This window comes from Dyadobacter chenwenxiniae, from assembly GCF_022869785.1.
Taxonomy (GTDB): Bacteria; Bacteroidota; Bacteroidia; order Cytophagales; family Spirosomataceae; genus Dyadobacter; species Dyadobacter chenwenxiniae.
In genome coordinates, this window is record NZ_CP094997.1 from 2,144,084 (window position 1) to 2,169,709 (window position 25,626).

At 45.6% G+C, this 25,626-nt stretch carries 24 protein-coding genes and 1 pseudogene; 18 read left to right on the forward strand and 7 right to left on the reverse strand.

Translation table 11 applies throughout. The features are described from left to right. Positions 1–97: 97 nt before the first annotated feature. The 6 genes from MUK70_RS08825 to MUK70_RS08850 are packed head-to-tail and all read left to right on the forward strand — an operon-like array spanning position 98 to position 3,803. On the forward strand, positions 98–310 hold the full coding sequence (locus MUK70_RS08825) for a hypothetical protein (protein WP_234606754.1): 213 nt from the start codon (positions 98–100) through the stop codon (positions 308–310). Positions 311–322: 12 nt separating this feature from the next. Further along, positions 323–646 carry a type II toxin-antitoxin system RelE/ParE family toxin gene (locus MUK70_RS08830; protein ID WP_234655832.1) on the forward strand — a complete coding sequence of 108 codons (324 nt, stop codon included), beginning with the start codon at positions 323–325 and terminating at the stop codon, positions 644–646. Between the two features lie 19 nt (positions 647–665). Beyond that, entirely contained in the window at positions 666–1,643 is a 978-nt protein-coding gene (gene trpS, locus MUK70_RS08835) for a tryptophan--tRNA ligase (RefSeq protein WP_234606752.1), read from the forward strand. Next, the gene (locus MUK70_RS08840) at positions 1,640–2,215 is read left to right on the forward strand and encodes a phosphatase PAP2 family protein (RefSeq protein WP_234655831.1); all 576 of its coding nucleotides are present in this window, start codon (positions 1,640–1,642) and stop codon (positions 2,213–2,215) included. Before trpS ends, MUK70_RS08840 begins: the two co-directional genes overlap by 4 nt. A gap of 39 nt (positions 2,216–2,254) precedes the next feature. Continuing rightward, positions 2,255–3,199: a ribose-phosphate pyrophosphokinase gene (locus tag MUK70_RS08845; protein WP_234606750.1), complete on the forward strand. Its 945-nt coding sequence runs from the start codon at positions 2,255–2,257 to the stop codon at positions 3,197–3,199. A 37-nt stretch (positions 3,200–3,236) separates the two neighbouring features. Beyond that, positions 3,237–3,803, forward strand: a complete 567-nt coding sequence (locus MUK70_RS08850; RefSeq protein WP_233798093.1) for a 50S ribosomal protein L25/general stress protein Ctc — start codon at positions 3,237–3,239, stop codon at positions 3,801–3,803. Between the two features lie 60 nt (positions 3,804–3,863). On the opposite strand, the gene MUK70_RS08855 is transcribed toward MUK70_RS08850, so the two are convergent. Further along, on the reverse strand, positions 3,864–4,790 hold the full coding sequence (locus MUK70_RS08855) for a 2-hydroxyacid dehydrogenase (protein WP_234655830.1): 927 nt from the start codon (positions 4,788–4,790) through the stop codon (positions 3,864–3,866). A 95-nt stretch (positions 4,791–4,885) separates the two neighbouring features. On the opposite strand from MUK70_RS08855, the gene pdxA reads away from it, so the two are divergent. The 6 genes from pdxA to MUK70_RS08885 all read left to right on the forward strand — a co-directional run bounded on the left by pdxA (position 4,886) and on the right by MUK70_RS08885 (position 13,195). After that, a complete protein-coding gene (gene pdxA / locus MUK70_RS08860) occupies positions 4,886–5,995 on the forward strand; it encodes a 4-hydroxythreonine-4-phosphate dehydrogenase PdxA (protein ID WP_234655829.1) in 1,110 nt (369 codons plus the stop codon). A gap of 57 nt (positions 5,996–6,052) precedes the next feature. Next, positions 6,053–6,940, forward strand: a complete 888-nt coding sequence (locus MUK70_RS08865; RefSeq protein ID WP_234606747.1) for a YicC/YloC family endoribonuclease — start codon at positions 6,053–6,055, stop codon at positions 6,938–6,940. A 3-nt stretch (positions 6,941–6,943) separates the two neighbouring features. Then, complete coding sequence (locus tag MUK70_RS08870) at positions 6,944–7,567, forward strand: DNA-3-methyladenine glycosylase (protein ID WP_234655828.1); 624 nt, start codon at positions 6,944–6,946, stop codon at positions 7,565–7,567. 183 nt (positions 7,568–7,750) lie between these two features. Next, positions 7,751–9,526 carry a tetratricopeptide repeat-containing sensor histidine kinase gene (locus MUK70_RS08875; protein ID WP_234655827.1) on the forward strand — a complete coding sequence of 592 codons (1,776 nt, stop codon included), beginning with the start codon at positions 7,751–7,753 and terminating at the stop codon, positions 9,524–9,526. Between the two features lie 34 nt (positions 9,527–9,560). Then, entirely contained in the window at positions 9,561–10,754 is a 1,194-nt protein-coding gene (locus tag MUK70_RS08880; RefSeq protein WP_234655826.1) for a class I SAM-dependent methyltransferase, read from the forward strand. Between the two features lie 119 nt (positions 10,755–10,873). Continuing rightward, positions 10,874–13,195: an efflux RND transporter permease subunit gene (locus tag MUK70_RS08885; protein ID WP_234655825.1), complete on the forward strand. Its 2,322-nt coding sequence runs from the start codon at positions 10,874–10,876 to the stop codon at positions 13,193–13,195. A gap of 81 nt (positions 13,196–13,276) precedes the next feature. Here the strand turns inward: MUK70_RS08885 and MUK70_RS08890 are convergent, their stop codons facing one another. From MUK70_RS08890 to MUK70_RS08900, 3 genes are all read right to left on the reverse strand, one after another. Continuing rightward, entirely contained in the window at positions 13,277–14,119 is an 843-nt protein-coding gene (locus MUK70_RS08890; protein ID WP_244784531.1) for an IS3 family transposase, read from the reverse strand. Then, the gene (locus MUK70_RS08895) at positions 14,116–14,634 is read right to left on the reverse strand and encodes a helix-turn-helix domain-containing protein (RefSeq protein ID WP_234658927.1); all 519 of its coding nucleotides are present in this window, start codon (positions 14,632–14,634) and stop codon (positions 14,116–14,118) included. Before MUK70_RS08895 ends, MUK70_RS08890 begins: the two co-directional genes overlap by 4 nt. Positions 14,635–14,696: 62 nt before the next feature. Continuing rightward, positions 14,697–15,419 carry a proteasome-type protease gene (locus MUK70_RS08900; RefSeq protein ID WP_234606742.1) on the reverse strand — a complete coding sequence of 241 codons (723 nt, stop codon included), beginning with the start codon at positions 15,417–15,419 and terminating at the stop codon, positions 14,697–14,699. A gap of 190 nt (positions 15,420–15,609) precedes the next feature. Here MUK70_RS08900 and MUK70_RS08905 point away from each other — a divergent pair, with 190 nt between their 5' ends. Then, positions 15,610–16,431, forward strand: coding sequence for a maleylpyruvate isomerase N-terminal domain-containing protein (locus MUK70_RS08905; protein WP_234656496.1), 822 nt, complete (start codon positions 15,610–15,612; stop codon positions 16,429–16,431). Between the two features lie 89 nt (positions 16,432–16,520). Beyond that, on the forward strand, positions 16,521–17,216 hold the full coding sequence (locus tag MUK70_RS08910) for an SGNH/GDSL hydrolase family protein (protein WP_234656495.1): 696 nt from the start codon (positions 16,521–16,523) through the stop codon (positions 17,214–17,216). Between the two features lie 76 nt (positions 17,217–17,292). Here MUK70_RS08910 and MUK70_RS08915 read toward each other — a convergent pair whose 3' ends face one another. From MUK70_RS08915 to MUK70_RS08925, 3 genes are all read right to left on the reverse strand, one after another. Further along, positions 17,293–17,616 (reverse strand): 2Fe-2S iron-sulfur cluster-binding protein, encoded by a 324-nt coding sequence (locus MUK70_RS08915; protein ID WP_234606739.1) that lies wholly within the window; start codon positions 17,614–17,616, stop codon positions 17,293–17,295. A 2-nt stretch (positions 17,617–17,618) separates the two neighbouring features. Further along, positions 17,619–18,623, reverse strand: coding sequence for an NAD(P)/FAD-dependent oxidoreductase (locus MUK70_RS08920; protein WP_234656494.1), 1,005 nt, complete (start codon positions 18,621–18,623; stop codon positions 17,619–17,621). 101 nt (positions 18,624–18,724) lie between these two features. After that, on the reverse strand, positions 18,725–19,636 hold the full coding sequence (locus tag MUK70_RS08925) for a diacylglycerol/lipid kinase family protein (RefSeq protein WP_234656493.1): 912 nt from the start codon (positions 19,634–19,636) through the stop codon (positions 18,725–18,727). Between the two features lie 84 nt (positions 19,637–19,720). Here MUK70_RS08925 and surE point away from each other — a divergent pair, with 84 nt between their 5' ends. The 4 genes and pseudogenes from surE (at position 19,721) to MUK70_RS08945 (ending at position 25,608) form a co-directional block, all read left to right on the forward strand. Beyond that, complete coding sequence (gene surE / locus MUK70_RS08930) at positions 19,721–20,455, forward strand: 5'/3'-nucleotidase SurE (protein WP_234606736.1); 735 nt, start codon at positions 19,721–19,723, stop codon at positions 20,453–20,455. 190 nt (positions 20,456–20,645) lie between these two features. Continuing rightward, positions 20,646–21,948: pseudogene (locus MUK70_RS08935) on the forward strand (MFS transporter). 68 nt (positions 21,949–22,016) lie between these two features. After that, on the forward strand, positions 22,017–24,335 hold the full coding sequence (locus MUK70_RS08940; RefSeq protein WP_234656492.1) for a DUF7133 domain-containing protein: 2,319 nt from the start codon (positions 22,017–22,019) through the stop codon (positions 24,333–24,335). A gap of 82 nt (positions 24,336–24,417) precedes the next feature. Beyond that, on the forward strand, positions 24,418–25,608 hold the full coding sequence (locus MUK70_RS08945) for a THUMP domain-containing class I SAM-dependent RNA methyltransferase (RefSeq protein WP_234656491.1): 1,191 nt from the start codon (positions 24,418–24,420) through the stop codon (positions 25,606–25,608). Positions 25,609–25,626: the final 18 nt, after the last annotated feature.

Genomic DNA, 25,626 nt, shown 5'->3' on the forward strand with positions numbered 1-25,626 from the left:
AAAATTCAAATTTACTACGTTTTGTGATTCAATTTAACGAATTTTGGCAAATTAGAAATCGGAAAACTTCTTAAAAACTGATAATCAGGAGAAAGCTATGAACCGTCCATTTTTGTCCAAAGAAGATAAGAAGAAGCTCGCTGTTTCCAGGCCAGACAAAGTCCGGCCAGAGTTGAAAGCAAAGTCAGACAAACAGAAGTCAGACAAACAGTGGCTATTTGATTCGCTTACCAGGGCTTTGAAAGAAGTAAAGTTGATGGAAGAAGGCAAACTCCCTAAACCTAACATAAACGATCTATTCAAAGATTAAAGCTTGTTGCCGATGGTTGAAATCACTTACACACATGAATTTTTAAGAGAGTACAAAAGACTAGCAAAAAAATATTCCTCACTAGAAACAGAAGTAAAGTCTCTCATTGAAATTTTATCTGCGAACCCCACAAGGGGGACACCACTCGGATCGCAGATTTTCAAAATTCGTTGGCAAGTAAAAAGCAAGCGAAAGGGCAAAAGCGGAGGAATTCGGGTAATTACATATTTTAAAATACTTAACAACGAGTTGTTTCTTCTGGATATTTATGACAAATCTGAGCGAGAAACAGTTTCCCTTAAAGACATTCGTTCTTTTATTGAATTATTAAAATAATACAAGTAACAAATTTTAAATGGCCAGAATCCTTACAGGCATTCAGAGTAGCGGGAGGCCCCATTTGGGGAATATTTTAGGAGCGATTGTGCCCGCTATCGAACTTTCAAGAAACCCCGAGAACGAATCATTCTTTTTTATTGCAGACCTTCATTCGCTTGTTTCCATTAAAGACGGAAAGTTAAGGCACGAGTATGCGCGCGCCATTGCCGCAACGTGGCTTGCATTCGGTTTTGATTTTGAGAAAAATGTGTTCTGGAGGCAGTCCAGGGTTCAGGAGCATACAGAGCTGGCCTGGTATCTCAATTGCTTTACGCCATTCCCTATGCTGGCCAACGCAACTTCATTCAAAGAGAAATCGGAGAAACTGGCGGATGTCAATGCAGGTCTGTTTACTTACCCCGTTTTGCAGGCCGCGGATATTTTGCTTTATAATGCCAACATTATCCCGGTTGGAAAAGACCAGAAGCAGCACCTGGAAATGACCAAGGACATTGCAACGCGTTTCAATCAAATAGCCGGGGAAGAAATGCTTGTATTGCCCGAGCCGCAAATAGACGAGCGCATGATGACCATTCCGGGCGTCGATGGCCAGAAAATGAGCAAGTCTTACCACAACTACATCGACATTTTCGTTCCGGAGAATGAATTGAAAAAAGCCATTAAAAAGATTGTTTCCGACTCTACACCCCTGGAAGAACCCAAAGATCCTGAGACGGACATTACATTCCGACTATACAGCCTCATTGCCTCTGAAAATGAGATCGCAAGTATGCGCCAGAACTATTTGAATGGCGGTTACGGCTATGGACACGCCAAACAGGCCCTGCTGGAATGTATGCTGGAAAAATTCGCAGAGCCGCGCCGTATTTTCAACCATTATATGGAAAACGAACAGGAACTGGAAGCCATTCTTGTGGCAGGAGAAACGAAGGCGCGCGCGATCGCTCAGGAAACAATTAAAAAAGTTCGTAAAGTACTCGGTTTCAGCTTATGACAGAAAGTGTTGACATGTTGATCAATTCCGACCAGGATTTATTTCTTTGGTTAAATGGTCATCATACGCCCTGGCTGGATTCGCTGATGTATTGGATCACATTCAAATACACCTGGATTCCGATGTACATGGTGCTGATCGCTGTCCATCTTCGGAAAGACTGGAAAAAAGGGTTGGCAGAACTCGCAGTTGTGCTCGTTGCAGTGATCATTGCCGACAAAATCACCTCCGGATTGATGAAACCTTATTTTGTGAGATTCAGACCTTGTCATGAACCTGAATTGCAGGGATTAGTGCATCAGGTAACGGGCTGTGGCGGACTTTATGGTTTCGCTTCGTCACACGCTTCCACCAGTTTTGCTGTTGCCACCGCCTGGTTTGCCTTCCTGAGAACCAAGGCACCAAATATGTGGCTGATATTCGTCTGGGCAGCGATTTACTCATATAGCCGCGTTTATGTTGGCGTACATTATCCGGCTGATATTGTGATTGGCGCGCTGATCGGGTTGCTTGTGGGATGGCTTTGTATAAAACTTTACCACACTTTTTTGACGAGATATTACCGTATCTGACCGTTTTTATATAATTTTGCGCAAATTTCAGTTTGGTCAATGGGTTCATTTAATACAGTAAAAATATTTTCGGGGAGTCAATCCGAATATTTGGCCAAAGACATTGCCAGGTATTATGGCAAAGAGCTGGGAGGTTATACTTTGAGGAAATTCAGTGATGGAGAACTTTCACCCAGTTTCGAGGAGTCGATCAGGGGTTGCGATGTTTTTCTGATCCAATCCACATTTCCCCCGGCTGACAATCTAATGGAATTGCTTTTAATGGTGGATGCCGCCCGTCGCGCTTCCGCACATTATGTAACTGTGGTCATTCCTTATTTTGGCTACGCCAGGCAAGACAGAAAAGACAAGCCGCGCGTGGCTATCGCTGCGAAAGTAGTTGCCAACCTGCTTACTTCTGTGGGTGTTGATCGTCTGATGACGGTTGATTTGCACGCAGGACAGATCCAGGGCTTTTTTGATCTCCCGGTTGACCATTTGGAAGGAACGTCGATATTTGTTCCCTACATTAAATCACTGAACCTGAAAAACCTGCTGATTGCATCGCCGGATATGGGGGGAGCAGCCAGGGCGCGTAATTTTGCGAAATTTTTGAATGTTGACATGATCCTTTGTGATAAGCACCGGAAACGGGCGAATGAAATCGCAAGTATGCAGGTGATTGGAGATGTGGAAGGCATGGATGTTGTATTGGTTGATGATTTAATTGACACCGGTGGTACACTATGCAAAGCCGCTGAATTGATTATTGAAAAAGGGGCCAATTCTGTGCGGGCCATTAGTACACACGCGATTATGTCGGGTAAAGCGCACGAAAACATTGCCAATTCTGTTTTGGAAGAGCTGATTATCACTGATACAATTCCTTTGAAGCAACAGAATGCCAAAATACGCGTATTGTCAGTTGCAGAGTTATTCGCAAAAGCCATCGGGCGTATCCGTGATCATGAATCTATTAGTTCTTTGTTTATAAATTATCAGTAAATTTTTTTATTTTTTATCTTCTTAATTAAATATTCTTATGAAAACGCATGAGATTGTAGGGTTTAAAAGAGCGAATCTCGGCAAGACGGAAGCAACCGAACTACGTTCACAAGGTTATGTTCCGTCTGTGCTGTATGGTGGAGCTGAGCAGGTTCATTTTTATGCACCGGCTATGTTGTTCCGCGAGTTGCTTTTCACACCGGATATTTTTAATGTTACGCTTAATATAGAGGGAACTTTATATAACGCCATCTTGCAAGAAAGACAGTTTCACCCGGTTAACGATTCATTGATTCATGCAGACTTTTTGCAGATCGTTGATGGCAAAGAAATTAAGGTTGACGTTCCTGTGAAATTGACAGGTACATCATCCGGTGTTATGAAAGGTGGTAAAATGAATCAAAAATTGCGTAAATTGCGCGTACAAGGTTTGGCTGAGAACATTCCAGACTATGTAGATGTTGATGTAACTGAGCTGGATTTAGGAAAATCTGTTAAGGTTGGTGCAGTAAAGGCTGAAAATTTCGTTATATTAACAGCCGCAAGCAACCCGATTGCTTCAGTAGAGATCCCACGTGCACTGAGAGGTACACTTGGCAAGTAAGTATTTTATTTTTCATGGCTAATAGATGCAAACGTGCCGACCTTTGGTCGGCATATTTGTTTACAGCCAGTTCCGGATTTGGTCTATCAACACTTCATTGATCCGGATATAACTCTCGTGCGTCCAGCCAGCAATGTGCGGAGTCAGCACCACATTGTCAGACGCTCTCAGATAATCAAACGCTTCCTGCTGAGCCTGGGTGAGCTTGTTGATTTTTTCATTTTCCAGCACATCCAGACAAGCGCCCAGGATTCTTCCGGATTTCAATCCTTTTACAACAGCATCCAAACTGACAGTTTCCCCGCGGGACAGATTTAGCAGGTAAAATGGTTTTGAAAAATTATCCACAAATTCATCATTTACAAGATAGCGCGTGACTTCTGTCAATGGAATGTGCAGACTTACAATATCCGCTTTTTCCATAATTTCTTGCATGCTGGATTCGCTGGCGAAGGCATCGCCATAATTGTCACGGTACTTATCATACGCAAGCACCTGACAGCCAAATCCGCTAAGCCGCTGCGCAGTTGCCGAACCATTATTTCCATAACCGATAATGCCGACCGTTTTATTCATCAGCTCCACGCCGCGGTTGCCTTCACGGTCCCATGTTCCGCTGCGTACTTGCCGGTCCGCTCTTAATATGTTGTTGAAAAGTACAAGCAGCATTCCCAGCGCATGTTCCGCCACCGCGTCGCGATTCCCTTTTCCCGCATGGAAAACCTCGATCTGACGCGTCCGGGCAACTTCCAGGTCAATCAGGTCCAGCCCCGCTCCTGCCCTGGCGATAAAGCGCAGCTGGGTTGCCGCAGAAAGCATCTCTTCATCCACATTGGTTTTGCTCCGGATCACGAGCCCTTCATAACCGGAAATGTTGTTTAAAATATCTTCGCGACGGAATTCCGGGTGATAGGAATAATCCCAGCCTTCGTCCCGCAACATTTCAAAAAGCGAAGGATGCATCGAGTCTGCGATCAGGATTTTCATAGGAGCACGGGATTTTTTGTAACTTGCCGGTCAATCATTCCGCAAAAGTAATACAGAATTACTCAGAAGAACAGTTACAATAGCATTTAACCTACATGAGCGATCAAATCAGCGATAAACCAATCATAGGAATTACATTAGGCGATTACAATGGGATTGGGCCGGAAGTTATACTCAAAGCATTAGAAGGGAATCAGTTAGCAAAATTGTGCACGCCCATTATCTACGGTTCATTAAGAGTGCTTAATCAGTATCGTAACCTTCTTGAAATGAAGGACTGGACTTTGCATGGCATCCAGAAAGCAGACCAGGCCAACCCAAAACTAACCAATGTCATCACTTGCTGGCACGACCATCAAACTGAAATTCAGCCTGGAAAAATAACCCCAGAGGCCGGTCAGGGATCTTTTGCATCATTAAAAAGAGCAGTTGAGGATCTGAAAGAAGGAAAAATACAGGCTCTGGTAACCGGGCCGATCAATAAGGACAACATTCAGAATGAGGATTTCAAATTTCCGGGTCATACGGAGTTTTTAGCGCAATATTTTGGAAAAGAGGATGCATTGATGTTCATGGTTTCCGGCGAGCTGCGTGTGGGCGTATTGTCAGGACATATCCCGCTTGAAAAAGTTAGCACCAGTGTCACTGCTGAAAAACTCACCGCGAAAATCGAGCAGATGCTGCAATCATTAAAAGGGGATTTTGGCATAAAAAAACCTAAACTTGCCGTGCTCGGCCTGAATCCGCATGCCGGAGAAAACGGCTTGCTGGGAGGCGAGGAAATTGATGTTATTCAGCCTGTTATCAGGAATTTTAAGGAAAAGGGCAACCTGGTTTTCGGCCCCTTTCCTGCGGACGGCTTCTTCGCGGCTGCTACTTACAAGCAGTATGATGCGGTTTTAGCCATGTATCACGATCAGGGACTGATTCCTTTTAAAACGCTGGCGTTCAACGAGGGAGTAAATTTCACAGCCGGACTTTCAGTAGTGAGGACTTCGCCGGACCATGGAACTGCCTATAACATTGCGGGAAAGAACATCGCTGAGCCGGGTTCACTGCTGCAAGCAATTTATCTTGCCTGCGATGTTGCAAGATTCAGGGTGGTGAATGAGGATATTGACAAACATGCTTTAATTTCCAAACCGCAACAATCTGAAAGTCAACACCCAGCCAAGTCCGGGGGAAAACAGCGCTTTAACAGTTAACCACGAGCCAGCCGCTTACCGGCAGGCATTACATATATTTACCTAGACCAAAAACTAATGTTAAAATCAATGACCGGATACGGTGTATCCAACATCGAATCCGAATCAATAAATGTCACGGTTGAGATTAAGACGCTTAATTCCAAGTTTCTGGATATTTATTGCCGCATTCCCAGGAATTTCTCGGACCGTGAAATTGAGATCCGCAACCTGCTGACCCAGTCGCTTGAACGTGGCAAAGTTGAATTTACGCTTTCCGTTCAGCCGATCGGAAAAACGGTTGCATCCACTTCGGTTAACAAAGCGCTTGTGAGTGCTTATTATACAGATCTTTACACAACCTCCACCGACCTGGGATTCACTCCCGATGCCACTGAATTGTTACGCATCGCCCTGCAAATGCCTAATGCTTATAATAACGATACGGTCGACGATTCCGGCAAAGAAAACGACTGGACGCAGATTAAAGTGGCCGTTTTGGAAGCCATACGGAAATGCTCGGTTTTCCGGGAGCAGGAAGGGAAAATGACTTCGGACAAATTCACGGAATATATAAACACCATCCAAACATTATTGGACAGCGTTGCAGAACAGGACAAACTGCGCATTCCGGCCGTGCGTGAAAGGCTTGAAAAGCAGGTCAGGGAGCTTCTGGCCGATGACAATTTCGACACTAATCGTTTTGAACAGGAGCTGATTTATTATGTCGAGAAATTCGACATTTCTGAGGAGAAAATCAGGCTTGCCAATCACCTCACCTACTTCACCGAAACATTGCGATCACCTGAAAGCAATGGCAAGAAACTGAATTTTATTGCGCAGGAAATTGGCCGTGAGATCAACACCATCGGCTCCAAAGCGAATGATGCAACGATCCAGCATTTGGTTGTTCAAATGAAGGACGAGCTCGAAAAGATTAAGGAACAAACCATGAACATCATTTAGTTGGTGCCGGAAAGTATATTACCACTATCTTTTTACAGCGACTACGATACCCGCACGCTCGCAGAAAAATTGCTGGGCTGCGAGCTTGTACACGAAAGCCCTGATGGCATTACCAGCGGAATCATCGTTGAAACCGAAGCGTATCTGTCCGACGATCCGGCCTGCCACGCGTATAACAGGCGCACAACGCGCACCGAACCCATGTACGGCGTCGCGGGAACGAGCTACGTATACTTGATCTACGGTATGTACGAATGTTTCAATGTTGTCAGCAACAAGGAAGGGATTGGAGAAGCGGTGCTGATCCGTGCATTGCAACCGGTGCAGGGCATTGAAATCATGGAAATGCGCCGGCAACTTATCCCAGGCAGGAGTGCCGAAAAACTGCGAACGAAACCCTTGAAATTGAGCGATTTGTGTAAGGGCCCCGGTAATCTCGCGCGCGCAATGGGTATTCAGAGATCCGTGCACAATAACACATTATTGAACACGAAAACCTTGTACATCAAGGAACGGGCAGTCCAAAATCTGGATGTCGCCACGTCCAAACGCATTGGAATTAATGTTGGGGTGGATTTGCTCTACAGATTTTACATAAAAGACAGTATTTTTGCAAGCAAATTGTAATTTTACCAGGAAATGTATAACTCCTCACACTTATGAGGCGACATTATCCTGCGCTTCTGTAAGAATTTTTTATCTTTGATAGTTAACCCACGCTCAACGACTCTATGGAAATTCTGCATTCGCTGCGTCTTGCGGCTCTTTTTACCCGTTCCGTAAGTCTGATCTATGGGTAACTTGTACAGATTGATAACGATTTTGTCATTGGCTACGCTGGTAAGCGGAAGTCGCTGCACTTCTGGCTACGGGGACACCGCTGTTGCTCCAAAAAAGGAAATCGTTGAATCTATGCCGGTGGAGGGCTTTGCAGAAGACACGGTCTTGATTTTGAAATACCATCAATTTGCGAAAGAATATCTTTTCCAGGATGCGGAAAAAGCAATGTTCTATTCGAAGCATGTGCTGAGACTTTCTCAAAAGCATCAATGGAGTAAAGGTAAGATACTCGCCTACAACCTGTTAAGCACTTATTATTTATTGGACGGCAGCTATGATGTGCTTCGGGAGCTTTCCAATGAAACAATGACTTTGTCTAAAAACATGCCGCTTTACACTGCGCACGCAAAGCTTTTTTTAGCTGAAAGTTACTCCGAATACCGCCAATGGGATTCTGCACGGATCAATTACCGGCAAGCCATAGCCATTTTTGAGGAGCTTGGCGAAGACAGTGCCGCGGCTACCTGCATTGATAACCTCGGGAATTCTTACAGGGAAAAAGGAATGTTTGCCGAGGCCATCCCTTATTACAACCAGGCTTATGCGCGTTTTGATAAGATGGATTCGGATTGGGGCCGCGCAACCGTGCTTCAAAACATGGGTTACCTGCACGTTGTGAAAAACGAGCCGAAAAAAGCCGAAGGATTTCTCAAACGTTCCCTGGTCCTTTTTCAGAAAATAAACAACCGCTATGGCGAATTGAATGTGCTGAATGATCTTGCCAACATTTACTGCCTGAGCCAGCAAAACGATCTTGCCATTGAAACAGCCTCGAGGGCTCTGGAGAATTCGACCATATTTCACTCTTCCCAGCAGACCAACTGGGCGCTCCTCTCACTCTCACGGGCCTATAAGAACAAGAAAATGTTCCAGCAAGCGCTGGATTATATGGAGAAGGTTATTTTCAACCGCCGGATGCTGCATACGGAATACGTGCAACGCCAGTACACCATGTATCAGCTGAGTTATGACAACCAGATCATGGACTCCGCAATTCAGGAAAAGATCATTGCAGAACAGCGTATAGTTCAGCAGTTCCTGATCGGTTTCTCTTGTCTGATCATCGCTTTTGCAGCCTTTTTATGGTTTAACAACAAAAAGCTGCGCAGAAAAAACGCTGAAATAAGCGAAGCAATGGCACGAGGGCAAGCTATTGAACGTAAGCGTGTTGCAGCTGAGTTACACGATAATTTGGGCGGAACGCTGGCATCACTGAACTGGTATTTATTCGGGATCGACAAAAAAGTGCTGTCCCCTGAAGAGCAGAAAATCTACGAAAGTGTCCATCAAATGGTGGGCGCTGCTTACCGCGAAGTTCGCAGCCTCTCGCACAACCTCATGCCCGCTGAGCTGGAAGAACATGGACTTGTTATGGCGCTGCACAGACTCACAGACAAGATGAACGAGAATAAGAACATTGAATTTAGTTTCAATGTCTCAGGCATGTCACACCGGCTGAACAACAAAACCGAATTTGAGCTTTACAGCATTGTATTGGAACTCACGAATAACATTATCAAGCACTCCGGAGCAAACGAAGCCAGCATTAACCTGACCGAAAATCACAAAAACATTCACCTGACGATCATTGATAACGGCAACGGTATGGTGGAACCTTCCCGTCAGGGTGTCGGGCTGAAAAATGTTAAAAACAGGGTTGAAAGCCTGCGGGGAAAAGTGCAGATCATCAGCCAGCAGCCCAATGGTCTCAAAGTGGATATTGAAATCCCAAAGACCATCGTTTAAAACAGTAAGCGCCCGAACAACGAGTCCTCATCACATGAATATTTTGCCAAAAGTCGAAGAATTTATTGCCGCATTTGAACACAGCATTTCAAACCACTCCTTCATTAAGCTGTCGCTTGGAAATTATCACGGACCGGACGAAAACCTAAAAAACGTTTATGTGAAAAAGGTTTTGATCAAAAAGGAGGAAAAATTCAGCTTCACTTACCGCTACAAAACCCGGGACATCGTAAAAAATTATAGTTTCGAGGAAGCCAAAGCGCTTTTTGAAAACCTCATTTCGACAGAATTCCACGTTGCAACGCTGTTTACCAATTCGGAAGAACTGCAATTTGAAATACTAAAAAACAACAAGGTGACCTTAAAAAAGAAGGTGACCGAAGCAAGAGAAGTGCCGCTACCCGAACACGATCACAGCAAGAACCGTCTCATTAGCAGCGATAACAAGCCTTACCTGCACGACCTGAATATTACCGACAAAGACGGAAACGTGTTCAAAAAAGCGCAGGATAAGTTTCGGCAAATCAATCATTACATTGAAATATTAAGCGCACTGATTAAGGAGATCCCCACGGATAAGCAGCTGAATGTGGCTGACATGGGCTCCGGAAAGGGTTATCTCACTTTTGCGCTCTACGACTATTTGCAAAATGTGCTGCATGTTGACGCGCATGTAACAGGTGTTGAATTTCGCCCGGACCTGGTGGCGCTTTGCAATCAGATCGCGCAAAATGCAGATTTCGACAATCTGCATTTCGAGGAAGGTACCATTGAAAACTTTGACAGTGAAGGCACAAACATACTCATTGCGCTGCACGCTTGTGATACAGCAACCGACGATGCGATTTTCAAGGGAATCTCGGCAGGTTCAGACCTGATCGTGGTGGCGCCGTGCTGTCACAAACAGATCCGCCGGGAGATTGAGAAAAACAAAGTCGCGAATGATGTCCACTTTCTTACTCGTTACGGGATTTTTCTGGAACGACAGGCGGAGATGGTGACGGACGGCATTCGTGCGTTGATACTGGAATACTTTGGATATAAAACCAAAGTTTTTGAGTTCATTTCGGATGCGCATACACCTAAAAACGTCCTGATCGTTGGCACGAAGGACAAGCGCAATGCGCCGGACCAGCAAGCCATTCTTCAAAAGATCCGCGACGCGAAACAGTATTTTGGGATTGATTACCATCATCTCGAAAGAATTGCCGGTTTACAAAGCCACTAGCGTTCAATTGGATCGCCTTTTGTAAGCATTTTCATTACCCGGATATATCTCTCGAAAAGTCTCTTTTTCTCTTCCCTGTCCGTATATTTGCAACTTTTTGTGGAACTGACTAACTTAATATGTGGAATAAAATAGCAACTTACATTATCCGCTATCGGCTTTTGTGGATTGCATTGGTGTTCGTTTCGACGATTTTCATGGCTTACGAAGCGAGCAAAATCGAACTGTCTTACAACTTCGCCCGGATACTGCCTGCTAATGATCCGGTTGAAAAAGAATATCAGGATTTCAGGAAGTCGTTTGGTGAAGACGGCAGCGTCATGGTAATCGGCTGGCAGGATCCACAATTGTTCGAGATCAATAAATTCCGCGACTGGTGCAAGCTAACCCAACGCATTAAAGACACAGAAGGCATCAAAAATGTGCTTTCGCTTGCCAATGTTTACAAAATCAATCGCAACGACAGTCTTAGAAAGTTCGATGTCGCACCGGTCATCAAGCAAATCCCATCCACACAAGCAGAAGCGGACAGTATTAAAAATGAAATCGCTAATCTGCCAATCTACGAGGGCCTGGTCCTCAATAGCAAAACAAACGCAACACTGATCGTTGTAACATTCAACGACAAAGAGCTGAATTCCAAGCGCAGGCTAACCATTGTCAGCGACATTGAAGCCATGGCAGAGGAGTTCGGGGCGAAATATAAGGCCGATCTGCACTATTCGGGGATGCCTTATATCCGCACGGTGAACATGAAAAAGATCTCCGGGGAAATGGAGTTGTTCATGGGACTGGCCGTTTTTGTTACCTTACTAATCCTTTGGGCGTTTTTCAGGTCGCTCAGACTCACCCTGTTGTCTATTGTTGTGGTGCTGATCGGAGTAATTTTTTCCGTTGGAATTTTGCATCTTTTCAATTATAAAATCACCGCCCTTACCGGACTTCTTCCTCCATTATTGATTGTTATAGGTGTGCCAAACTGCGTCTTTCTGATCAACAAATATCAGGTCGAGCTCAGATCCCATAATGACAAGGACGAAGCATTGTTGGAAATGATCCGGCAGATTGGCTTGTCGACATTCCTGGCGAATATGACCACGGCCATTGGTTTTGGGGTTTTTTATTTTACAAACAGCATTTTGCTTGTCGAATTCGGCGTTGTTGCGGCTATCAGTGTCATGGCCACTTATGTGCTTTGCCTGCTCCTGTTACCAATTACGCTGCATTATATGAGCGTTCCAAAAGCACGCCATTTGAAACATCTTGACGGCAAATGGGCATCCGGTTTTCTCAAAAAAGTCGATTTTCTGGTGCATAACCGCCGCAAAGAAATTTACATGGCCATGGTTGTGCTGATCATCATTTCAGCATTTGGGATGACGAAGATCAAAACCATCGGTTATGTTGTCGATGACCTTCCAAAAAAGGATGTCGTTTACACGGATTTGAGGTTTTTTGAGAAAAACTTCAATGGTGTTCTGCCCTTTGAGGTTATGATCGATACGAAAAAACCGAATGGAATTTTCGCGGATCAGGCCGAAGTGCTGTACAAAATAAAGGCCTTTCAAAACGAAATGGCCAAGTTTCCGGAGTTTTCCAAACCGCTTTCTGTTGTAGAAGCTTCGCGCTTTTTATATCAATCTTACCGTGGAGGTGATGCTAAATATTATGCTTTACCCGGTATTTTGGAACTGAACAAACTCACTGGTTATGTGCAGGATCAGCAGGGCGCTTCCAAGCAACTGAATGCATTTGTAAACAAGGACAAAAGCGTAACGCGCGTAAGCTTTCAAATGGCCGATGTTGGTTCTGAGCGGATTAAGGAGCTAATGCAGAAGATCCGCCCCAAAGTTGACTCAATTTTCAGCCCTGCAAAATACAAAGTGAGCCTTACCGGTCACAGCCTGGTCTTTCTTAAAAGCAATGATTATTTGCTAAGCAACCTGTATGAAAGCTTGCTGATCGCCATAGTAATGATTGCCATTGTAGGAATGGTGCTTTTCAGGTCTATACCTATTATTTTGCTTTCCAAACTCCCCTGTTTGATTCCCCTCGCCCTTACAGCAGGTATTATGGGTTATTTTGGCATTTATTTCAAGCCCACCACCATTCTCATTTTCAGCATTACATTTGGAATTGCATCGGACGGAACGGTTTACTTCCTGACGAGATATCGCGAAGAACTCCACAAGAATGGCCTTACGCCTTCCCAGGCCGTTACGGCATCCATTTTTGGAACAGGGCTCAGCATGATCTACACAGCCGTGATCCTGTTCTGTGGCTTCTCTATTTTCGCAGCGTCGAGCTTCGGAGGAACGGCTGCCATGGGTGTCATGGTTTCTATCACCTTGCTCGTGGCCATGTGTACAAATCTCATTCTGCTGCCTGCGTTACTGCTTTCGATCGCTAAGCGGCAGGGGAAAAATGTTAGGCCCGACTGACAACGTATGCGTTCATACATATCTGCAACAAAAAAGGGCTGCTTTGATGGACTGAACCCCAAAAGTTGGACGAGTTAAGATTTAACGATTAGTGTGATGAGCCCGGTATTGAGCCGGGCTCATTCCATTTAAATTAAGCCTGATCCTATCTTTGTTGTAATAGTGAATGTAATCTTTGATGTCTTTTTTGAGCTCATCAATGCTTTGATATTTGTTCAGGTAGAACAATTCCGATTTAATTGTTCCAAAAAAGTTTTCAATAATAGCGTTGTCCAGGCAATTGCCTTTTCTGGACATACTTTGGGTAATGCCTTTTGATTTGAGCATTTTTTGATATTCACTCATTTGGTATTGCCATCCCTGATCCGAATGTAGCACCAGGCTTTCTGGCTTATTTATCTTTTTAAATGCGGTTTTGAGCATTTGTGTGACTTGTTTGAAATTAGCCGATTCAGATAGGCTATAACTGATGATTTCTCCATTAAAGAGATCAATAATAGGAGATAGAAAAAGTTTTTTGTCTTTCACCCTGAACTCAGAGACATCCGTTGCCCATTTCTGTGATGGCTTTATAGATTTAAAATCCCTGTTGAGGATGTTGGGCGCTACCTTGCCTGTCTGACCTTTGTAAGAGCGGTACTTTTTGGCGCGGACCAGCGATTTAAGGTCCATGGCCTTCATCAGCTTTAAGACCGTTTTATGGTTGATGTTGCTGCCCATCTTACGGATAGTCATTGTAATGCGACGGTAGCCGAACCTTCCCTTATGCCGATCATAAACTTGCCTGATCTGCCTTCGCGCGTCTTTATACTTGCTGTCGGCAGCGCTATTTTTAATATGGTAGTAGAAATTACTTCTGGGTATTTCAAAGAGGTCCAAAAGCAATTCAAGCGGGTATTTCTGCCTTAACCCATGGATTGTCAACGCTTTTTCTTTTGCGCAGCTTCCTTCTCGCGGATTAAGGCATCCAGCTTTTTTAGCAAGTCATTCTCTGCCCTCAGGCGCAGGTTCTCGTTTTCGAGCTCCTCCAATCGGGTCAATGGACCGTATGTTTTAATGATCTTGGGTTTGTTTTTCATAGACCTGGGCCTGCCACGGGCCGTGATAAAACCATCTATACCAAACTGCTCATACTGCCTGATCCAGACATGTAAAGTACTCATGCTGGGTATTTTAAATTTGAAGCAGCACTCATTCAAAGATAAGCCCTGGTTCTGATAAGCATGCACGACTTGTTGCTTAAATTCTTTTGTGTAATTGTGCCCGTATTGCGGCAAAAGGCTTGAACCCCCGCCTTGCTTATAATGTCCAATCCATTTTTGCACACTGGATTTAGCAATCTTAAAGCGTCTGGATAATTCATTGATACCATCACCGGCTAGATAGGCTTTAACGACCTTTAGCCTGAAAGCTACACTGTGTTTTCTGTTTTTGCCCATAAAAAAGCCCCCAAGAAGTGTCTAACTTTTTGGGGGCAGTGCATTGAAGCAGCCCTTTTTTGTTATACTATTTTTTCAAAACTCTGATCCATCCACTCTTCCGGAATGTCGTCGAGTGCCTGTTTGAGCTTGTCGGCCCAAATGTCGGAAATCTGTTCCAGGTCTTTCTTCTCATAACGGTGCTCAACAATTTTAAAGCTGTCCTTTTTGTAAAGCACTACATCAATCGGAAAATCCACATCATTGTTACTCACACGCGTCGAATCAAAAGACAGGAAACCCGCTTTCAGAGCCTGCTTCATCGTTGACTCGCCATTCAGGACGCGGTTCAGGATCGCTTTTCCCTGTCCGGAGTTACCGATGATCACGTAAGGAGATCCCTCATCCAGTTCGACCCAGTTGCCTTCGGAATAAAGCAAAAACAACTTGTGCTCTGCGTCGTCCTTCAATTGCCCTCCCACAATGGTGTTGAGATTGAATTTTAAACCGGCACGTTCCAATGAAGCCCTGTCTTCCTCTGCAACGCGCTTAATTTGTTCTCCAAAAGCATTTACGGCTTTGTAAAGTTTGTTATAAACAACGCCCTCGCTGATAAGTTCTTCAAAATAATGAACCGCTTTATCGCGTACCGAACGCAATCCGCTCGTCATGATAAACAAGGAATAGTTGTCCTTTTGCGTCACATACATTTTCTTCTTTACAGTCGTGTTGGTCCCTGCTGTAATGCGGGTGTCGGCCAGTGCGACGAGCCCTTCTTTTACTTTTATTCCTAAACAATAAGTCATTTTCTACTGTTAATTAAATCGCCCGGATCGCCTATTTATAATGCTCTAATGGGTCGATAACTAAATGAAATCCGCTCAAAAGTACCAAAATGACGGATGACGCGGACAAAAAACATGCATTTAATAGCGATTTTTTTGAAATTGCATCCGCTCCGAAAGCGCCGCCAACAACAAAAAGAGCCATTATTTTATGATAGAAACAGTCCATTTATTCCCTGTCCTTGACCAGAAATTAATTGAATTACTAAAATCACTTTCGTACGACGATTGGCATAAAACCACCGTAGCGAGGTTGTGGAGTGTAAAAGACGTGGCTTCGCATCTGCTGGACGGAAACCTGCGGACCATTTCAGGATCTCGCGACAATTATAATGTTCCGCCCGACCGCGAGATCAATTCCTACGGAGACCTGGTGCTATTTCTGAATAAGTTGAACAACGATTGGGTGAATGCTACAAAACGGCTTAGCCCTGCGGTTTTGATTGATTTGCTGGAAAGCACCGGCAGGGAATATTCGCTCATTATGTCAGAGCAGGATCTGGAAAGGGAAGCAAAATTTGCCGTGGCCTGGGCTGGCGAGCAAACGTCCAAAAACTGGTTTCACATAGCACGAGAATACACGGAAAAGTGGCATCATCAGCAACAGATACGGGAGGCAACGGGCAAGCAAGGCATCATTACCGAACAACTTTATTACCCGTTCATCGACACATTGCTGCGCGGTTTGCCCCACACTTATCGAGACGTAGACGCGAAGACCGGAACGGCGATCGCAATCAATGTTGGCGTGGACACGCCTTTCCTTAGATTTTTGGTAAAAAAAGCCGACGGATGGAAAATTGAAAATGAGTTTGCCGGTGAAAAAAATGCACTGCTGACCATTCCTCCCGCAATCGCCTGGAAACTATTCACCAAAGCTCTTAAACCGGAGGAAGCGGAAGCGGATATTATCATCGAGGGCGATGCAAACCTGGCCAAAATTGCCTTAAACCTGATCGCTGTGATGGCTTAATGCAGCCAAGTTTCGATCTAAACGATCCGGAATTCTGTATATAAGCAGCAAAAGGCCATTCGTACCCATCATGGCCAGCGATGATTGACATGAAACTGATTCAAATCCTATTTATATACATCACCCTGCTTTCGGGATGCAGTAATAATGGCGAGCCCGGAAATGCATACAATCCGGGCAGCACGGAGCAGGGCGCAAAGTTTCTGGGGTTGGGCGACTCCTACACAATTGGTCAAAGTGTCACGGAAGCGGAACGCTGGCCCGTGTTGTTGGTCAAAAGTTTAAAAAATGCAGGTGCCCAGTTCCGTTCGCCGGACATTATAGCCACCACCGGCTGGACGACAAAGGACCTCACTTTTTCCGTCGATAACGCTAAGCCCGCATCCGATTATGATCTGGTTTCCCTAATGATCGGCGTCAACAACCAGTTTCAGGGACGAAGCATCGACGAATATCGCAGCGAGTTTCGCAACTTGCTTACCAAAAGCATCGCGCTAGCCAGTGGCAAAGCGGATCGCGTCTTTGTCATGTCCATTCCGGACTGGGGATCAACACCTTATGGCGAGTCGGACCGTGCGAACATTGCGAAGGAAATTGATGCCTTTAACCTCGTTGCCAAAGATGAATGCGACAAGCAAAAGGTCATTTTCATTGATATAACCCCTCTTTCCAGACGAGCGGCAAGCGACCCTTCCCTGCTGGCGCGTGACAACCTGCATTATTCAGGGAAGATGCATCAGCTTTGGGTGGATGCCGTCCTTCCGCTGATTAAGGCGAAAATTTGAAATTGAAACACTAAAAACCTCCGCTTTACAAAGGCGAAGGTTTATGTACTCATATTCCAAAATTCTATAACCTTAATTACACTTCCTGCAAGGCTTTTATGCGGATTACCAGACCATCCATTTCGTCATTGCACCGCAGCTGGCATGCGAGCCGGCTGTTCATTTCTGCGTCCGGCAATGTGTCCAGCGTGGCGAGCTCGTTATCGTTAAGTTCCGGCAATCCGTCCCCGCCTGCGATGACCGCAATGTGACAGGTGGCGCATAAACCCATCCCGCCACATGTGGCCTGAATGTCGTATTCATATGCTTTGAGCATTTCCATCAGGTTAAGCCCCATATCCACAGGCACTTCCAGATCCTGACGATCGCCGTTGTTATCTTCTACCTGAATATTTATCATCGCTAAAATGCATTAACACCGTTAACAGTTGTGTATTTGAAACTCAATTTCTGATCCGGATACACATATTTGAATGCGCTCTGCATCATGATCGCGGCTTCATGGAAACCACAAAGGATCAGTTTCAGCTTACCTGGATAGGTGTTGATATCACCAATGGCATAAATCCGCTCCACATTAGTCGAGTAGTCCACCGTGTCGACAATAACGGCAGATTTTTCAACGCCAAGCTGCCAGTCTGCAATCGGGCCGAGTTTCGGGCTCAATCCGAAAAGAGGGATAAAATGGTCGGTAGGAATAGTGGTGACGCTTTTGTCATTGCCGACGATGGAAATTTCCTTTAAAACCCCGTTTCCTCCCAGGCTGCTCACCTGAGATTGCAGGATGAGATCGATTTTCCCTTTGCCCGCCAGCTCAAAAACTTTTTCCGCAGAATCCGGAGCTCCACGAAATGTGTCGCCGCGGTGTACCAAAGTTACTCTGGAAGCAATGTCCGCCAGGAAGATGGTCCAGTCCAGGGCCGAGTCGCCGCCACCGGCGAGCACGACGTTCTGGTTACGAAACTGCTCGGGTTTTTTCACCATATAATGTACGCCCTTGCCTTCAAAATATTCCAGTTTTTCAACTGCTGGTTTTCTTGGCTCAAAACTCCCCAAACCCGCTGCTATCACCACTACTTTGCAGTGAACGACTGTGCCTTCGTTTGTGCGCACAATGTATGTTTCGTCTTCTTGTTTTTCAAGCGCTTCTACGCGCTCTCCCAATGTGAATCCGGGTTTGAACTCTTCAATCTGTATCATTAAATTCTTGACCAGATCTTCGGCAATGATGCCTGGTGCACCGGGAATATCGTAGATGGGTTTTTGCGGATAAATTTCTGACAGCTGACCGCCTACAACCGGCAGGGCGTCAATTAAATGGCAACGCATTTTAAGCAACCCGGCCTCGAAAACAGCGAACAAACCAACGGGCCCGGCACCAATAATGCAAATATCTGTGGTAATCATGATTGTTATGAATTTGAACTTTGGAATAATTTAATGATCCAAAATTACCGCTCATTTGGACAGCATACCAATCACAATTGCTTATAAACCATAACCAAAAGTTATCGCAAAGAGGCGTTTGTAATGATGAAGTTTAGCATTTTTGGTTGTAATTCAATGGTAACCCCGACGGGCTCTTCGAGCTTAATACGCTCATCGTCAATATGTAAATCTTTACCTCCCCAAGACAATTCTACGCTTTTAGCCTTAATGGTGTTAAAGCTGTATTTCTCATCTTCACCATTGATTTGGCTTAGTACGAAAGCTTCGAATTTCTCTCGCTGCGTTTCCGGGATCATTACTATTTCCAGTTCCCCATCTCCGGGATCCGCGTCGGGTGCCAAAAACAGATTAGGCCCAATGGACCGGATGTTCATGACTTCAACCATCAGATATCTGCCTGAATGCTCCACGCCGTCAGCCACGATCCTGCATTCCTTCGCCTCGTAATTCAATACAATGTCATAAAGCACTGCAAGCGCAGTTTTCAGTTTTTGTTCCACCGTATCGCCGATTTCATCTTCCATTTTGCTCATCACTTTCATCAGACGCGGAAATACGCCATAACCAAAGCCTTCGAGAAAAAACCGGTCTTCGCCCAGTCCGTATATTTTACCAATGTCAAACGGTTGTAAGTGCTCATTATGCCACGTTTTCGCGATCTCTTTCGCCTCGCCTGTGATTTGCAAAGCCGTTGCAATATTGTTGGCGGTGCCGTGCGGCAGCAGCGCAATCGGATACTGTTTATCCAGGCGCTTCCGTTCCATGAGCGCTTTGGCTACACGCCTTACGGTTCCGTCTCCGCCGGCAATGATTAAAAAATCTGTCTCGGTCTTAAAGTCATCCCAGCCCTCTTCTTTCACAGAAGAGTAATCACATTTAAACCCTTCCGCCTCGATCAGTTTCACTAGTTCTGTTTCGGAAAAATCATTGTCCCCGGCTGTGGGGTTGTGCAAAAGGTTGGTGTTTTTCATAGAAAGTATTTAGGATAACCCTCCAACCATAAAAAACATACCAGGCATAATTTTATTAACGTATAGCACAAAAAAGATATCATCATGAAAATTCTTGTAACAAACGACGATGGAATTTACAGCCCCGGACTCGCTGCCCTGGCTAAAATTGCGGCCCGGTTCGGAGAGGTTAAAGTAGTTGCACCAGATGTGGAACAATCATCTATGGGTCATGCAATTACGGCTTCAAGACCTCTTTCATATAAAAAATCGCCGATAGATTTCGATGGAATTGACGCATGGCGCGTAAACGGCACGCCAGCCGACTGCGTTGCACTTGGCCAGCATTTGTGGGACAAGCCGGACGTGGTTCTTTCGGGAATCAATATGGGGCCGAATTTGGGAAATGCCATGTGGCATTCTGGAACACTTGCGGCAGCGAAACAGGCCGTTTTGTTTGGAATGAAAGGCATTGCACTCAGCACACCCACGGAAAAAGAACCCGACTTTGATGCGTTAGACCCGTTTGTGGAAAAGGCGTTGGCCGTTTTATTTGAAAATGAACATTTAAATCTGGTCAATGTGAACTTCCCGCCGGAACCAAAAGGCGTTCGCTGGACGAGGCAGTCGGTCAGGTTATATGATAATCAGATCGTGCCCGCACTCGACCCGATGGGCCGGAAACACTATTGGTTTACAGTCATTCCAATGGAGCCGGCAGAAGAAGGCACGGACCGATGGGCCATTGAAAACGGCTTTGTCTCGATTACGCCGCTTCGCCTTGACCTTACCAATGAAGCGGACCTCGAAAAAGCACAAAAAGCTTACCCGATTTCCTGATTACCGCTTACTACAATCTTTGAAAAAGAGGTTTCGCCCGCCACTGCAACTCAGCTTGTTAGTGGCGGGATTTGTTTTTTATTGGTGGTTGGAGCGTCCTTTTAAGGGGTAGAATGGTAAAAAGATAGTCTTCTTTTCTGACAGACATATTTCAGGTCCTGAATCCGAAGAAATCCTTTTACCTCTAACTATGGAAAAATCCAAAATCGGCAATTATCGCTGGGTCATTTGTGCATTACTATTCTTTGCCACCACAATCAACTACATCGACAGACAAATCCTTGGCTTGCTGAAACCTACGCTTGAAGTAGAATTTAACTGGACCGAGTCTGACTACGCAAACATTGTCATGGTTTTTGCCGGTTGTTACGCCCTGGGTTATATCATTTTCGGAAATTTCATTGATAGGATCGGTTCAAAATTGGGTTACTCCATCTCGATCATTATATGGTCCATTGCCGCTATCGCGCATGCGTTTGTCAAGAGCACGCTAGGCTTTGGTGCTGTAAGGGCACTTTTGGGATTGGGGGAAGCGGGAAACTTCCCGGCAGCTGTAAAAGCCACGGCTGAATGGTTCCCCAAGCGCGAGCGCGCGCTGGCAACCGGAATTTTCAATTCGGGTACAAGCATAGGAGCTGTGGCTGCACCGATTATGGTTCCCTGGTTATTGGGCGCATACGGCTGGCAGGAGGCGTTTCTAATTACCCGGTGCGTTGGGTTTTATCTGGCTCATTTTCTGGTGGTTATTTTATGAAATCCCATCAAGGCACAAGAAAATCCAGCCCGAGGAATTTGCTTACATTCACAGCGATAGTGAAGACGTAGCCGCCACCGACGAAAAACCCATTAAATGGGCCAGACTTATTCAATTGCCCCAAACCTGGGTTTTTATTAGCGGAAAACTCTTAACAGATCCTATCTGGTGGTTTTTCCTTTTTTGGCTTCCCTCCTATTTTGCGACCACATTCTCGCTTGATCTCAAAAAACCAAGTTTGCACCTGGCTATTGTTTATACGGCAACCACTTTCGGGAGCATTGGAGGCGGTTACCTTTCCTCTTATCTGATCAAAAAATTAGGCTGGGAACCATTGCGGGCACGGAAAACCGCGCTGCTGGTTGTCGCATTCGCCGTTTTACCTATTATTCTTGCCAAGTTTGCTACTGACATCTGGGTGGCAGTGGCCATTATCAGCATTGCAGCGGCAGCCCACCAGGCTTGGAGCGCGAACATTTTTACCATTGTATCCGATATCTTCCCCAAACGCGCGGTAAGCTCTGTTGTAGGGATCGGCGGCATGGCGGGGTCAATCGGATCAACGCTGTTTCCGTTGTTGGTTGGGTCATTGCTGGATTATTACAAGGCGGCGGGGAACATTGGGGCTGGTTATAATATTTTGTTCGTTATATGCGGTCTGGCCTACTTTGTGGCCTGGCTGATCATTCATTTTCTGACCAAGAACATGAAACCCGTAGAAGAAGCGTTAAGAGATTGATTGTTTGGTATTTCCAACGTGTTTATATTTAAAATTCATCACCCACTGAAAAGAAGTAAACCATTGAAATGAGAAAGTCCCGCTACTATATCCTTTTCCTGACGATTTCAATCACACTGTTTTATTGCAAGTCAAATAAGCAATCTGCTTCGAAACAAGTTGTCTCCGAAAAAACGGAAAAGCAAGCGCCTGCGCCTGTGGCCGTCAGAGGCCAGTCACCATTTATTTCGCCGGAAAACACCACTGAAAAAATGCAGGTGGAAGATGGCTTCGAGGTGAAACTGATCGCTGCCGAGCCGTTGGTAAGTGCACCTGTTGCCATGCAATTTGATGACAAAGCCAGAATGTGGGTGGTGGAAATGACCGGCTATATGCCCGACACCGTCGGAACAGGAGAGGACATTCCAAACGGAAATATCGTGATCCTGGACGATAAGAATAAAGATGGTATTTATGACGACCGCACGGTGATCATTGACTCGCTTGTTTTACCAAGAGCCATTTGTCTGATCGAAAACGGCATACTCGTAGCGGAACCGACCAATCTGTGGTTTTATGAAATCAAAAATGACAAGGTTGGAAAAAGAACGCTGGTCGATCCCAAGTATACCGAAGGCGGAAATGTGGAACACCAGCCTAACGGGCTTTTTCGCGCAATGGACAACTGGATCTATAATGCCAAATCAGACAAACGTTATCGGAAACGGGGCAATAAATGGGAAATTGAGCACACCCATTTTCGCGGACAATGGGGCATCAGCCAGGATAATTACGGGCGTCTGTATTACAACAACAATTCTCAAAACCTGATCGGAGATTACTTTCCCGCCGGTTTGGGGGCATCTAATAAAAACCAGAAAAATGTAGCTGGTTATAATGAAAAATGGGTGGCCGATAACAATGTATTCCCATTGCACCCTACGCCCGGCGTCAACCGCGGTTACATGAAAAATGTACTCGATGACAGCCTTCGCCTGACCAATTTCACGGCAGCAGCAGCCCCGGTTGTTTACCGTGGCGATCTTTTCGGCGATCAATATCAGTTCAATGCATTTGTGCCCGAACCTTCGGCAAACCTTATCAAGCGGAACATTCTTTCGGAAAGCGGATATATCGTGAAAGGTGAGCAGGCTTATAAAAATAAGGAATTCCTTGCGAGTACAGACGAGCGCTTCCGCCCGGTCAGCCTTTATAATGGCCCCGACGGCGCCATGTACATTCTGGATATGTATCGCGGAATCATTCAGCACAAAACTTACTTAACGCCATACCTGAAAGACCAGATCGGCAAGCGCGACCTGACGCAGCCCCTTTCCAGTGGCCGGATTTATAAAGTGGTGCCAAAGAATGCAAAAGCCGGGGTGGTTTTAATTCCATCTGACGCAAACGAGCTCGTCAAGCTTTTGGGCCACGCTAACGGTTGGGTTAGAGACCGTGCGCAGCAAAAACTGATCGATGGGAAATACAACCAGACCGTTCCTGCATTGCGTGCAGCCATCAAACAAACCGAAAGTCCTCTGCTCGCAATTCACGCATTATGGACATTGGAAGGGCTCAATTCCTTAAAAACAGAGGAAGCAGTTGCATGGCTCAGGCAAGCTGACTGGAAATTCCGCAGCCAGGGACTGGCCGTTTCACCCGCACTGATGACGCCGACTTCCTATCAGCAGTTTGCTTCGGTTTTTGATACCATGCTGGAATCAAATGACACATTAGCAGCACCTTACATCGCGCTGGTTGCTAAAACAATGCAACCTTTCGATACAACTACGTCACGCGGCCTGTTAGTAAAGCTTGCAACGAAATATCCAAACAACCGCTATGTCAGCGACGCCATAATCAGCAACTTGCAGGATCAGGAAGAGGCTTTCAAATCAGAGATTTCCGCGACTTTGTCGAATCCTGATTTTGTCCTGAACAAACAATTACAAAGGGCCATTACCACCGTTCAAAGTGCGCGCGGCAACAGAAATCCGGAAATGCTGAAAAAAGAATTCCCGAAAGGAGAAGCATTATTTACATCCATTTGCCAGACTTGCCACGGCGCGGACGGCGCAGGAATTAAGTCGCTCGCACCACCCTTGAACCAGTCCGAATGGGTTACCGGGAATAAAGACAAGTTGATTTCAATTATTCTTTATGGATTAACAGGCCCTGTAAAAGTCAATGGCCGCATTTACCAAACGCCCGAGGTAAGCGGCGACATGCCCGGAATCGGTTATGATAAGGATATGCCGAGCGAGGACATTGCGCAGCTATTGAGCTTTATCAGAAAGTCATGGCGCAATGATGCGGACAAGGTAACGACCGAAGAAGTAGAAAAAACGAGGCAAAAACTCACCGGGCGCGAAAAGGCCTTCACGGAGACCGAATTGAACGGCATATAGGCGGTTAGGCCAGAAAGCGCTAAGTTTGTTCTTTGAAAAACAAACAAATCCAAGCTGATCACCGAGAAGCTTACCGCCAAGCATGTCATATTTCACAACACCGTCCCGCGTCATTATCACTTGTCACAAACGCCTTGCGCCCTATCTGGAACAAGAGGTAAAAGATCTGGGATTCGGCATCGAGGAAGCTTTTGTCACCGGATTACGGATCAAAGCGTCTATTAATGAGTGTATTAAATTAAACCTGAATCTTTACTGCGCAAGTCAGGTCCTGTACAGCCTCGGCTCCTTTACTGCCAATCACCCGGACGATGTGTACCGGTTTTTGATCCAGATGCCATGGGAAGATATCATTGCCGGAGAAGGCTATTTTTCGGTTACCAGCAATGTTCAAAACCCGACGATCAATAACAGCATGTTTGCAAACCTGCGCGTGAAGGATGCGATCGTCGACCGGTTCCGGGACAAAAAAGGCACCCGGCCGACAACTGGTTCAGATTTGGTTGGCGCCGTGATCCATTTATTCTGGAAGAATGATTCTGCTGAAATTTTCATAGACACGTCGGGCGATTCGCTGGCGCGTCACGGTTACCGTAAAATCCCTGGTCGTGCGCCCATGCTTGAAGCGCTGGCCTCGGCAACCATTCTGGCAAGCCGCTGGGACCGGAACACTACATTCATCAATCCGATGTGCGGCTCGGGAACGTTGGCGATTGAAGCGGCATTGATTGCCACGAACAGCCGCCCCGGCTTGTTCCGGGATAATTTCGCGTTCATGCACGTACTCGGTTACGACAAGGAAATATATTATGCCGAACAGGATAAGCTCGAAGAACAGATCAGAGAAGTGCCAGGCCTAAGGATCATCGCTACGGATTACAGCAATGTGGCCATTGCCAATGCGCAGAAGAACGCGATCGCAGCCGGCGTGTCCGGGCTGATCGATTTTGAATGCTGTGACTTCGCCGAGACAGAAGTTCCGAATGAAAACAAAGGCGTATTTTTCATCAATCCCGAATATGGTGACCGGCTGGGCGAAATTGCAGAGCTGGAAGAAACTTATGCGCGGATCGGCAATTTTATGAAACAAAGGTGTGGCGGATATTTCGGTTATGTGTTTACCGGAAACCTCGATCTTGCTAAGAAAATCGGGCTGAAAGCCAAGCGCAGAATCGAGTTCTATACCAGCACAATCGACTGTCGCTTACTGGAATACGAGCTTTATGAAGGCACGCGGAGAGAATTTAATCCGCCCGCTGAACCATTGGCATAATTTTTAGATACAATCATC